This is a genomic window from Vagococcus sp. 211 (genome assembly GCF_056322705.1).
In genome coordinates this window covers 194,719-207,533 of record NZ_CM150475.1, presented here as the reverse complement: position 1 = coordinate 207,533, position 12,815 = coordinate 194,719, and the positions used below count along the sequence as shown (strand labels likewise).

General features: G+C 38.5%; 10 protein-coding genes. 1 reads left to right on the top strand and 9 read right to left on the bottom strand.

Annotated features, from left to right (window positions below):
- Nucleotides 1-7: 7 nt before the first annotated feature.
- The 9 genes from glpO to ACVWM0_RS01080 form a co-directional block, all read right to left on the bottom strand.
- Nucleotides 8-1,828 carry a type 1 glycerol-3-phosphate oxidase gene (gene glpO / locus ACVWM0_RS01120; protein WP_476472817.1) on the bottom strand — a complete coding sequence of 607 codons (1,821 nt, stop codon included), beginning with the start codon at nt 1,826-1,828 and terminating at the stop codon, nt 8-10.
- 12 nt (nt 1,829-1,840) lie between these two features.
- Complete coding sequence (gene glpK, locus ACVWM0_RS01115) at nt 1,841-3,355, bottom strand: glycerol kinase GlpK (RefSeq protein WP_476472816.1); 1,515 nt, start codon at nt 3,353-3,355, stop codon at nt 1,841-1,843.
- A 172-nt stretch (nt 3,356-3,527) separates the two neighbouring features.
- On the bottom strand, nt 3,528-5,015 hold the full coding sequence (locus tag ACVWM0_RS01110) for a helix-turn-helix domain-containing protein (RefSeq protein ID WP_476472815.1): 1,488 nt from the start codon (nt 5,013-5,015) through the stop codon (nt 3,528-3,530).
- Nucleotides 5,005-6,315: an FAD-dependent oxidoreductase gene (locus tag ACVWM0_RS01105; RefSeq protein WP_476472814.1), complete on the bottom strand. Its 1,311-nt coding sequence runs from the start codon at nt 6,313-6,315 to the stop codon at nt 5,005-5,007. The genes ACVWM0_RS01110 and ACVWM0_RS01105 overlap by 11 nt, the downstream gene beginning before the upstream one ends.
- Before the next feature lie 68 nt (nt 6,316-6,383).
- Complete coding sequence (gene dtd / locus ACVWM0_RS01100; RefSeq protein ID WP_476472813.1) at nt 6,384-6,830, bottom strand: D-aminoacyl-tRNA deacylase; 447 nt, start codon at nt 6,828-6,830, stop codon at nt 6,384-6,386.
- Nucleotides 6,831-6,844: 14 nt separating this feature from the next.
- Nucleotides 6,845-9,061: a RelA/SpoT family protein gene (locus tag ACVWM0_RS01095; RefSeq protein WP_476472812.1), complete on the bottom strand. Its 2,217-nt coding sequence runs from the start codon at nt 9,059-9,061 to the stop codon at nt 6,845-6,847.
- A 121-nt stretch (nt 9,062-9,182) separates the two neighbouring features.
- On the bottom strand, nt 9,183-9,935 hold the full coding sequence (locus ACVWM0_RS01090) for a 16S rRNA (uracil(1498)-N(3))-methyltransferase (RefSeq protein WP_476472811.1): 753 nt from the start codon (nt 9,933-9,935) through the stop codon (nt 9,183-9,185).
- A gap of 5 nt (nt 9,936-9,940) precedes the next feature.
- Entirely contained in the window at nt 9,941-10,888 is a 948-nt protein-coding gene (gene prmA, locus ACVWM0_RS01085) for a 50S ribosomal protein L11 methyltransferase (RefSeq protein WP_476472810.1), read from the bottom strand.
- 16 nt (nt 10,889-10,904) lie between these two features.
- The gene (locus tag ACVWM0_RS01080; RefSeq protein ID WP_476472809.1) at nt 10,905-11,381 is read right to left on the bottom strand and encodes a DUF3013 family protein; all 477 of its coding nucleotides are present in this window, start codon (nt 11,379-11,381) and stop codon (nt 10,905-10,907) included.
- Between the two features lie 132 nt (nt 11,382-11,513).
- Between ACVWM0_RS01080 and ACVWM0_RS01075 the strand changes: the two genes are divergently transcribed.
- Nucleotides 11,514-12,788 (top strand): replication-associated recombination protein A, encoded by a 1,275-nt coding sequence (locus ACVWM0_RS01075; protein WP_476472808.1) that lies wholly within the window; start codon nt 11,514-11,516, stop codon nt 12,786-12,788.
- Nucleotides 12,789-12,815 lie beyond the last annotated feature (27 nt).

The window sequence follows — 12,815 nt, the reverse complement described above, 5'->3', positions numbered from 1 at the left end:
TTTTTCATCATCCTTTTTTTAATTGTTCAAGGCTTGATTCAGCCATGACGGTTTTTAATTCTTCCCAGTACTTATCTTTTGTTTCTTTGCTCCAACCATAAAATGCTGACATGGCATTAACGACTGCTTCATCAATCTGGTCTAACTGGTCACGCATGAATAATAAGTAATTAGTGCGGCGTAAGAAATAATCCACAGGTGTTAGTACCATTTCATGATGCAAAGCATAATTCAAACTCATGCTTTGTGCTTTTGTTAAACCAGGTAACACGTCTTGATAGTTTAGTAATTCTGAACTGTTCGAACCATATAGATGGGCTAAGAATAACGCTTCTTCTTCTGTAATCTCAGAAACAGCTAATTCTTTCGCAAAACCTGCTAAGCTTTCTTCCACTTGGCTATGATCAAAACGGCCACCAGATACTTGGTATTGTTTAGAATCAATCGGAGTAAAGTCTTTATCATAGTCAGAAGCCAAAATATCCGTTATAAGAGCTAATGCACCTTCTGCCATTAAACGGTAGTCAGTGATTTTTCCACCGGCTAAGGTTAATAGACCATTATCATCTACTTCTAAGCTACTTCCTCTTGAGACAGCTGAAGGGTTGGCGTCGCTTTCGACTAACTTACTTTTTACATTTTTAATCGCTTTTTCAACATCTTCACGTTGTCCTTCTTCATGAACATAAGATTCAACGGCCTGTACCACGTTGTCTAAACTTTCTTCTGTTAGACTACCATTGTTACCACCATTATAATCCGAACCGCCATTTCCTGATAAGAGCGGTCTTAGTCCAGCCCAGCTTGCTTCTACATCTTCTAATGTGATAGTCGTTTCTGGGAAACGATGGTTCACAATACTGATTAAGTAGTCCACATCTTCTTGTGTGACCGTTGGGTGTTTGAAGTCCCCATCGTAGTCTGTATCTGTCGTACCAAAGTAAGTTTTCTCTTCACGAGGTACCACAAAGACCATACGTCCATCACCACGACCTGTATCAAAATAGGTTGGCTGTGGCACGTTTAACTTGCTTCTATCTACGACTAAATGGACCCCTTTAGTTGGTCTCATTTGTGACACATGCTCATAACCTGGAGCTAATTGTCGAATGGTATCCGACCAAGGTCCTGTTGTGTTAATAACCACGCGAGCTTTGATGGTATACTCTTCTCCTGTGACTAAATCTTCAACAATCGCACCCGATATTTTGCCTGTCTCATGATACGTAAAACCAATCACCTTAGTTCTGCTTAACATATGGCCGCCATCACGTTGTGCTTGCTTGATATTTTCGATTACCAAACGTGCATCGTTGTTTCTAAAATCTAAGTACACCCCACCACCAAGTAATTTATCTTCTTTTAATTGGGGTTCTCTTTCTAAAACTTCTTCTTTTGTTAATACCTTGTTCTCATAAGCCGTTCCTGTTACGCCAGCTAATCGATCGTATAAATCCATCGCTACTTTCACCGAAAACATGGAAAAAGTTGCGCCAGGTTCATCATAAATAGGTAATAACATTGGGTCTGCTTTGGGAATATGAGGGGCAATTTGTTGTACAATTGCACGCTCACTCACTGTATCTGACACCACTTCAACATCGAAATTTTTCAAGTAACGAATCCCACCATGCACCAATTTGGTTGAACGAGAGGATGTGCCTTCTGCAAAATCTTGCATCTCTACAAGAGCCGTGGTCATACCAGAAGCAGCAGCTTGTATTGCTACTCCTGCTCCAGTAATCCCCCCACCGATAATTAATACATCTACTTCATTCTCTTTTACAAATGCTTTTGATTGTTCTCTATCTTTTAATGAGAAACTCATGTCTATCAGTCCTTAGTTTCGTTTTCCAATACGTTTGAATACTTGCGTTGCTGCGACAGCTTCTTTCCAACCTTCATATAAATCTTCACGTTCTTCTTCTGCCATGTTTGGCTCAAAAATACGGCCATTGCCTTGGAATTCTCTTAATTCATCTAAGTCTTTCCAGAAGCCTACTGCTAAACCAGCTAAGTAAGCAGCACCTAAAGCTGTTGTCTCTAAGTTAGGAGCACGTTGTACTTTAATATCTAAGATATCTGCTTGGAATTGCATTAATGTGTCATTCTTAGCCGCACCACCATCCACTTTTAATAATGGAATGTCAATGCCAGCATCTTGTTGCATGGTGTCGATAACATCTTTTGATTGGTAAGCAATCGCTTGTAACGTTGCTTTAACAAAATCTTCTTTCGTTGTAGCTCTTGTTAAACCAAAGACTGCCCCACGTGCATCAGAGTTCCAGTAAGGTGCGCCTAGACCAGTAAAAGCAGGTACTACGTAAACACTGTTATCTCCTGTTGATGCTTTCGCTAATTCTTCTGATTCTGGTGCTGAATCAATCATACGCATGCCGTCACGTAACCATTGAATCGCTGAACCTGCGACGAAGATACTACCTTCTAAAGCGTAGTAAACTTTACCATTGATACCATAACCAATGGTTGTTAATAAGTTATTTTTTGATAGTTGAGGTTTTTCACCTGTGTTCATCACGATGAACGCTCCAGTACCGTATGTGTTTTTAATCATACCTGGTTCAAAAGCTAATTGACCAAATAGCGCTGCTTGTTGGTCTCCTGCCATCCCTGCAATCGGTACTTCTGCTCCGTAGAAATGGAAGTTTTGAGTGTGTCCGTAAACTTCTGAGTTACTTTTCACTTCTGGTAACAAAGCAGCTGGAATATTTAATAACTCTAAAATTTCTTTATCCCATTGTAATTCATGAATGTTATACATCATCGTTCTCGCAGCATTAGAGTAATCCGTCACGTGAACTTCACCGTCTGTTAATTTCCATAATAACCACGTATCAATAGTACCAAAGGCTAATTCTCCACGCTCAGCTCTTTCTTGTGCCCCTTCTACATGATCTAAAATCCAGCGAACTTTTGTTGCTGAGAAGTAAGCATCTACAACTAATCCTGTTTTCTCATGAATCATTTGTGAATGGCCATCTTCTTTTAATTGATCAGCTAAAGGTGCTGATTGACGTGATTGCCATACCACTGCGTTATAAATAGGTTGTCCTGTTTTACGATCCCAAATAACAGTCGTTTCACGTTGGTTTGTAATACCAATTCCTTTAATCTCAGTTGGTCTAACGCCTGTTTCAATCAAGGCACCTGCAATTACAGACTGTACAGAGTTCCAGATTTCATTGGCATTGTGTTCTACCCATCCTGATTCTGGAAAAATTTGAGTAAACTCTTTTTGTGAACTCCCAATATTTTTACCGGATTTGTCAAAGATAATTGCTCGTGAACTCGTTGTTCCTTGATCAATTGCCATAATATATTGTTTTTCTGTCATGTTAATTTTCCTCCTTGATAGTTAGCGCTTTCTTTTTGTACCTTTATTGTAACCGTTTTTTTCAGTTTTAAACAGTCAATCTTTTTTTTATTTCCAAAAAAAATGACGGAATCCAGTATTACCAACAGATTCCAGTCATTTTATCAAAAATATTAATCTGATATCGGACAATTTATAGGTAGATTGGTTGTAACTTAACGTTGTTTTTTCGCTTATAGATCAGACGAATTAATTTTCTGATGTGCAACATGTCGTAAGCTGCACCAAGCTCTGATATTAAATAAACTTCCGTTGACCATTTCAAACCATTTTTATTAGTGATGACTAAATCATACTCTTTACCAGGTTTATATACTTCACAAACTACCCCGTTCAAGCTTTTCAATTGTGTCATCAACATTCTGAGGGTAGCTTCTTGGTATATGTCTTCCATTTCTAACGACACACCTACTTCAATTTCACGGTTTGTCTCATAATCAATGATTGAAAGAATACTCAGATATTTGATTTTTGTCAGAGCAATCAAGCTATTACTCTCAGAAAAAGTGGTCTGGTCAAATTTACCTTCTAAAATTTGCATTAAATGAGTGACCAACGGAAGCATCGGGTGACTAGAGAAATCATTCTCAAGTCGCCAAATGTGCTCTTGATCGTATATTTCAATATCTCCCGTAAAAAAATAAAGGCGAGGGTGAGCTTGTGCTAAGAGATAATAAATTCGCTTTTCTAGCGTTCTTGGAATAAGTATAGGTCGATAATAAAGTAAGATGGTTTCTAACGTCATTGTATCTGCCCAAGCAGTAGGTGTAAACCTTGACCGAATCAAGGAATAATCATAAAAATCATCCATTGAGAGCATAGACATAGAAATTAGAAAGGAAAATTGTAACATAACCTCCCCTTCTTCTACTTCAATGGCATAATTCCCAACCAATCGAAGCATAAGCGTCCGCACTTTATTGTACAGTGGGTCTTTCTCATAAGCTTTGATTTTACGGTTGAATTTATCAAAGGTCAAATGCCTTAACGTAATCCGCTTTTTTGCAATCTGTAACCACAAATTTAAGCGTCGTTGACTTTCCAAAGTAAAGGTCACTTCTAACCCTTTCTCAATGACTCTAATCAGAGATTGATTTTCTAGATCTTGGTGGTTATAAAAAGTGTGATTTAAAAACCAGTAAAATTGGAAATAAAAGTAACGGATCTGACTTTCTTCCCCTGCTATTTTTCCGTGCCTAATTTCAATATCAAATTCTTTTAACATTTTATTTAGTTCTTTAATTTTACGATACAAAGTGGAATCACTAATCATGAGTTCTGAACACAAGGACACACTAGAAAAGTCAGGATGATGAAAAATATAATCAAGAATTCGATACTTAATAGACCCCATATACAAGCTTCTCTCCACTTGCGTCAGAGAAAAATCATAGGACATATCGAGTGTTATCCTTGTGCCGTCATATCTGATTGTTACATCTGGTCGGTACGGTTCTAAATAAATCACTAAATCCTCTAGATAACTCTCCATAGATGTTTTAGAAATACTCAATTCTTTCGCTACTTCTTGAATACTCCCTTCACCTTCTGTTAACATCAGGTATTTCAAGAGTTCAACCTGTTTCAATTCCTTTTTCTCTAGTAATTGCTCATATCTCACCCTTATCAACATCCTTACTAATGGCTAAATTATATCCATCCACTTGAGAACCAAAGAAGGGATGATAAAACATGCCATTCTGTTCTAGCTCCTCAATGGTCTGATTTGATTCAATGGCTAAAGCATAGCGATTAATACGCTCTAATATGTTAACTTTTGATAATAGCTGCACCCCTAATAATCGATGGGTGTCTTTATCAAAGACGTATTTAATATGAATGGTTTCTTGATTTAGGGTGGAGACCGTTTTGACAAATTCAGCTACCTCTACCTCACCTTGGTATAAGAAACTATCCGATTCTGTTAAACCACAACTAGCTAGGTAGTAATCAAATAAAAAGGTCCCCACAATACGTAATGTCCCTGTATAAGCAACGGTCTTTTTCTCTAAATTTTCAGCACAGACAACCCCTGATTTAATGGCATTACTTATTAAAGGTAAATAAACTGGATGCCCTGATACTTTATCAGGCACTTGTATCAAGTCTCCAATAGCAAAAACGTCTTTTTCTGAGGTCTCTAGGTATGGTGACACTGAAATCGTGCCATCAAGGTTACTTTTTAGTTGTTTGTCAAATTGAGAAAATTCCGGTCTCACATTGACTGTCAACACAGCAGCCTCTCCTTGTCTGATAATGTCATTCCCTTTCAATATAACCTCATCTTCCCCTTCAAATTCTCTAACCGTTTCATTGAAGGTAAACGTTATGCCTGTCAGTCCATTCAAGTACCTTTGAAACCCTGATAAGAAATCTTGATCAAAATATTTATATAAAGGATAAGACATGCTTTCGATAATTTCTACTTCTTTTTTTTGATGGTATAAGGCACTCGCCATCTCCATTCCTGCTTGTCCTGCTCCAACAATTAGTAGTTTATGTTTGTCTTTAATGCTTTGTAGCACTTGTTGTGCGGATGCTTTTGTTTTATACGTTAATAAACACTCATGTTCCATACTCAATTTATAAGAAGATTGAGATGACCCCGTAGCTAATACCAACCGGTCATAGAATAAAGAGTCTTTGTCCGTGGTTATTTGCTTGTTGTCAAATTGATAACTTACAACCTCCTCTGATAACCGTAACGTAATGCCTTTACTTTCTAAGTACGAAGCCTGAATAAAATGGGCTTCATCCAAATCAGAAATGAGATCCTTTAAATATAATGTTAGTCCACTAGGGATATAGCCGATTTCTGATTGTTTTTCTATAACTGTGATACGTGCAGTAGGGTATAACTCGCGTGCCTTTAGTGCACAATGGATGCCTGAAAAAGAGCCCCCAACAATGATAATTTTCACTTATAAACCCTCTCCTTAAACAAATAAAGTTCTCAAAAAGAGTATAGCATCTTTTTGAGAACCTATGATTATTTATGATCTGTATCAAACACAATAGTAACTGGACCATCATTAACAAGTGACACAGCCATGTGACTACCAAACTCACCTTCAAGAACCTCGAGTCCGTCTTGACGCAGTTTGTTATTCAAATAGTCATACAACGCTAGTGCTTGAGACGGCTCTGCCGATTGCGTAAAACTTGGGCGATTGCCCTTTTTAGTATCCGCCAGTAAGGTAAATTGAGAAATGGATAATATGCTCCCTTTCACTTGATGAACGTCTAAATTCATCTTACCTTCCTCATCTTCAAAGACACGCAGGTTGCTTATTTTACGAGCAAGATAATCTGCCTCAAGAGTGGTGTCTCCTTCTTTGACACCAACAAGTAGCATGTATCCCTGCTGAATGCTTGCTTTTGTATTACCTTCAATGGCAACACTTGCTTCTGTTACTTTTTGTAAGACAACTTTCATAGGAGCCTCCTGATTTATCCTTTCGTTCGTCGCACGCTATGAACATCAGGGATATTTTTTATTTTCTCTACAATACTCTCCAAATGAGATAAGTTCTGAATAGACAACGTTAAGTGTATCACTGCCATTTTATTCTTCGCTGGCTTGGCTTCTACTCCTATTAAACGTCTACTGTTGGCCGTGACAACAAGTAAAATATCGTTCAATAAACCAGAACGGTTATAACCATATATCTCTAAATCAGCATTGTATTCTTTTTCGCTTACCGCTGCATGGTCTTCCCATTCCACTTCAATTTGGCGATTTTGGATGTCTGGGGAATGCGTCATATTAGGACAATCTTGGCGATGGATGGATACCCCTCGACCTTTTGTGATATACCCAACAATTTTGTCCCCCGGTACTGGATTACAACAACGACTGATGCGAACCAATAAATTATCCGCTCCTTGTATCACGACACCCCCATCATGACGGATGGTCATTTTTTCAGTGTCTTTCTTTTGAACCGGTTGATTCATCAATTCTTCGGCTGCTTCTTGTTGTTTTTTTACGCCTCTTTCATGACGTTCTTTTTCAGTTAAACGATTGTACACAACTTGAGTCGTTACTTCTCCAAAACCTATGGCTGCGTAGAGATCTTCCAGGGTTTGATAGTTAAACCGTTCAAGTAAATCAGCGACTTTTTCTTTGCCTAAAAATTCTTTTGGTGCAAAGTCATTTTCTAATAACATTTTATCTAATTGATTTTTGCCTTTATCCACGTTCTCTTCTCGGTCTTTTGTTTTAAAGAAACGTTTGATTTTATTTCGTGCTTTGCTGGTAGCCACCATCTTAACCCAGTCTCGACTAGGACCAAATGAGTTCGCTGATGTTAATATCTCAATGATATCTCCATTTTTAAGTTTATAATCGAGTGGCACCATTTTACCATTCACTTTGCTACCCGTTGTTTTATTTCCGACCTCTGTATGAATGTTATAAGCAAAATCTAACGGTCCAGATCCCTTCGGTAATTCCGTTACGTCTCCTTTAGGTGTGAACACATAGACTTTATCACTAAAGATTTCACCTTTGACACTCTCCATAAATTCCGAGGCGTCGTAACTTTCATCCTGTAACTCGATGATTTCTCGCAACAAACTAATTTGGTTCGCATTGGAATCTTTTTGTTCTTCGGTTTTCCCTTCTTTATACGCCCAGTGAGCTGCCACCCCGAATTCAGCAATTTGATGCATTTCATGGGTTCTAATTTGAATTTCCACGGGGTTGCCACTAGGACCAATGACCGTTGTATGTAAAGATTGGTACATGTTAGTTTTTGGAACCGCGATATAGTCTTTAAAACGGCCAGGTAATGGTTTCCACTTCGTATGTATGGCACCAAGAACCGCATAACAATCCTTAATCGAGTCCACAATCACGCGAATGGCTAATAAATCATAAATTTCATCAAACTCTTTTTTCTTATCAGACATTTTACAATAAATAGAATAGATGTGTTTTGGTCGACCATAAATGTCCCCGTAGATTCCTAACTCTTCTGTTGATTTTGTAATATCATCCACCGCTTCTTGAATGTACATTTCACGTTCACCGCGTTTGGTCTTCATTAAATGCACGATACGGTAATACTGTCTTGGGTTAAGGTAACGCAAAGAACGATCTTCCAATTCCCACTTAATCAAACTAATCCCTAATCTGTGAGCTAATGGCGCATAGATTTCCAAGGTTTCTTTTGCGATACGACGTTGTTTGTCTTCTCTTAAATGGTGCAAGGTTCTCATGTTATGTACTCTATCAGCTAATTTCACCATAATAACACGTAAATCTTGCGCCATTGCTAACAACATCTTACGATGATTTTCAGCTAACTGTTCTTCATGAGATTTGTACTTAATCTTTCCAAGCTTTGTGACGCCATCCACTAACATTGCCACATCAGAACCAAATTCCTCTTCTAAATCTTTTAGCGTTACGTCTGTGTCTTCCACAACATCATGTAAAAAGCCTGTGGCTACAGTATGAGGGTCCATATTGAGCTCAGCCAAAATACCAGCCACCTGAATAGGATGAATAATATAAGGTTCACCAGATTGTCTGAATTGTTCTTTATGAGCATTTGTTGCGTAATCACACGCCTTTTGGACAAAAGCCACATGGTCTGGACTCATATAATTCGACACCATTTGGATGACTTCTTCTTCACTTAGTACTTTTTCTTTTGGCATGATATCCCTCCTTTGTTATTAAAAAAAAGTACTAAAATAGTACTTTTCGTGTTTTGTTTATTAGTCTTATTATACTCACTTTAAAAGATGATTTCAATCATTGCGGTTGCGATTTGTTAATCTAACGTAACAGCTCCCATTGGTAACTCATAGCTGACAATAAGTACAACGGTGCAGTCTCTGCTCTAAGGATTCTTGGTCCAAGCGCACACAACTTAGCCCCTTTGGCTTCTAATGCTAAAATTTCTTCTGGCATTACACCACCTTCAGGCCCAAATACAACAAGAACTCGTTGGTTGCGAGTGATGCTCTGTAGCGTTTGAACGAGTTGCGTCTGTTCACCAACCTTAGCAGATTCCTCGTAAGCAACAAGAACGATATCATAACCATTTATCTCCTCGATTAACTCGCTAAACGCTGTTAGCAGGCTAACTCTAGGCACTAATTGACGATGAGATTGTTCCGCAGCTTCTTTAACAATTTTTTCTAATCTCGGTTGCTTCTTATCTAATTTTTTGTGGTCCCATTTTACCACCGAGGCTTTGGCTGGAAAACCAATTAGACCTGCCATACCTAGTTCTGTAGCCTTCTGAGCGACCCATTCTAGTTTATCCCCTTTGGTATAGCCGCAAGCTATGGTGACATCATATGGCATCTCTTTGGTCATTTCTTCTTTTCCTACTTCTTTAAGTAAGACTTTGTCCTCTGCTATTTCTGTTACCTCAGCAATAATCGTCTCCTGATTAGAAAAAGACAAATAACACGCTTGTCCCGTTGTCATTCGCATCACATGAGCCGCATGATGAAAGTCATTGCCCTCTAGTTCATATGTCTCTTGTTGGGCATACGTCCCTTCTAAAAAATAACGTTGCATAAGTCTTAATCCTCGTTTCGTTTATTGATAATCAGAGCATACCAATCTTTTTGTTTGAACGTTTGATCGACGTCAAACCCTTGTTGCTCTAAAGCCGATATCACACTTGGTAATTTGTCTTCAATAATACCTGACACAATAAAGGTTCCTTCATCTGTTAAACAACGATAAGCATCGGGAATCAGTGCAATAATGATGTCTGCTAAAATATTAGCGACAATGACATCTGCTTTTTTATCAACACCTACTAATAAATTGTTGGCTCCAACAATAACATCCTCTGCCACAGGGTTTAATGCCATGTTTTCTTTTGCCGCAGCTACAGCCACATCATCTAAATCGTAGGCATAGACAGTATCAGCTCCTAAATACTTACTGGCAATACTCAAGACACCAGATCCTGTTCCAACATCTATCACTGTTTCTCCTCCACGTAGTACTACTTCTAACGCTTGTAATGTTAAACGAGTGGTTGGATGTGTTCCAGTCCCAAAAGCCATACCTGGGTCTAACTTAATAATGTGCTCATCTGCATGATGCGGTGTATAATCTTGCCATTCTGGTACGATGGTTAAATAACGACTAATCATGACTGGATGGTAATATTTTTTCCATGCTGTTGCCCAGTCAGACTCTTCTACCTCAGACATACTGATGACGTTCTCACCTAAGGCTAAACCAAAGCTCTCTAACTCAGCTACTTTTGCTGTAATGTCTGGTAATACTTCTGGTAAAAAGATTGTTTCAGGGAAGTACGCAATCACCTCTGCCCCTTCTTTAATATGTTTAAAGGTACTCTTATCTAAAATTTCTCCAAAAGGATCACTTTCAAAATTAGCCACGTCTAAGGCATCTTCAATCGCAACACCATTAGCCCCAAAGGACATTAAAATACTTGATACTGCTTCGACTGCTTCACTTGATGTTATAACTGATACTTGATTCCATTTCATCTTATTATTCCTCTCATTAAAAGCGTGGATACGCGATCATAGTCTTGTCTTCAACGGATGCCATGTGTTGCTCAAATGCCTCTTGTGACCAATTTAATTCAAAGACTTCTTCCTCTTCATTAGATAAGAAGGTTAATAAATCGTCTTGTCCATCCACTAATACATCGTTTAAATGACTAGCAAAAGCTTTCAACCATTCGCGAGACATCCCTTTTTTACGGTCAAAAGGAATGACTGCTAAGTACTCCTCTGAATCCGGCGAGCTACCTGTGATGTCGTAAAACAAAATAGAATCTTCAAACTCAATGACTTCTTCTTCCGACACAACACCTTCGTCATCTTCAATCTCTGATAACTCTTTATTTTCAGCAAAGATTACCACAAATAGTTCAATCGTATGTTTCTTCGTGTTCCAGTCCATTGCGAAATCAAAATCAGTTAATGCTTTTTCTAGCTCATATTCCATTACTGTTAACATGTTTTCTTTTTTCATTATGTCACCCATTTTCCTTTTATTTGTCTGTTTCTATCATACAGAATTCAGTCAGATTTGCAATCATCCACTCACATTTATTTTAATGTTACTATGTTATACTAATACAAAGAAGAAAAAGGAGGGAGACAGATGCACAAACCCTTAGCTTATAGGATGAGACCTACTCACATTGATGAGATTGTCGGGCAACAACATCTCGTTGGACCTGGAAAGATTATCAGGCGAATGGTGGAAGCCAAAATGCTGTCGTCCATGATTCTATATGGTCCACCTGGAACCGGTAAAACAAGTATTGCAAGTGCGATTGCAGGCTCGACTCAATATGCTTTCAGAATATTAAATGCCGCCACAGATACAAAAAAAGACTTACAAGTCGTCGTTGAAGAAGCTAAAATGAGTGGCTCAGTGATTCTCCTCTTAGACGAGATTCATCGTTTAGATAAACCAAAGCAAGATTACCTTTTACCTCACTTAGAAAACGGACGGGTGATATTAATTGGCGCTACCACAGAAAATCCTTACATTACCATCAATCCTGCCATTAGAAGTCGGGCGCAAATATTTGAAGTTACATCCTTAACAGAATCTGACATTGAAAAGGCAATACATAGAGCTATAAATGACCCAATAAAAGGGCTAGGAGAACTTCCCTTAAATCTAGATAACTTAGCTTTAACCCATCTTGCTAGAGCGACAAATGGCGATTTGAGAAGTGCTTTGAACGGATTAGAACTGGCGGCTAAATCCACGGAACCTAACTCTGAAGGTATGATTGAGCTAACGTTACCTATCTTGGAAGAATGTATTCAAAAAAAAGCCTTCTCTCACGACAAAGATGGCGACGCCCATTACGATGTGATATCAGCCTTCCAAAAATCGATTCGAGGAAGTGACGTCCACGCTGCTCTACACTACTTAGCTAGATTAATGGAAGCAGGTGAACTGGTGATTGCTTGCCGACGGTTACTTGTCATCGCCTATGAAGATATAGGCTTAGCTAATCCTAGTGCTTGTACCAGAACCGTTGCAGCTGTCCAAGCAGCAGAAAAACTAGGACTTCCTGAGGCCCGCATCCCTTTGGCTAATGCGGTTATCGATCTTTGTCTGTCTCCTAAATCAAACTCTGCCTATTTAGGTATTGATGCTGCCCTATCCGATATTAAACAGGGTAAAATTGGTGACATTCCTGACCATGTCAAAGATTCTCATTATGTAGGAGCCAAAGAATTGAATAGAGGGGTTGATTATAAATACCCTCATGATTACCCTGGTGGTTGGGTCAATCAGCAATATTTACCAAACAAATTAAAGAAAGCTATTTACTACCAACCAAAAACAACTGGAAAATATGAACAAGTGATTGCGCACTATTTAGAAAATTTAAACAAACTAAAAAGGAGCTAACAATTGCCGATTTCATTTTCTTATGTT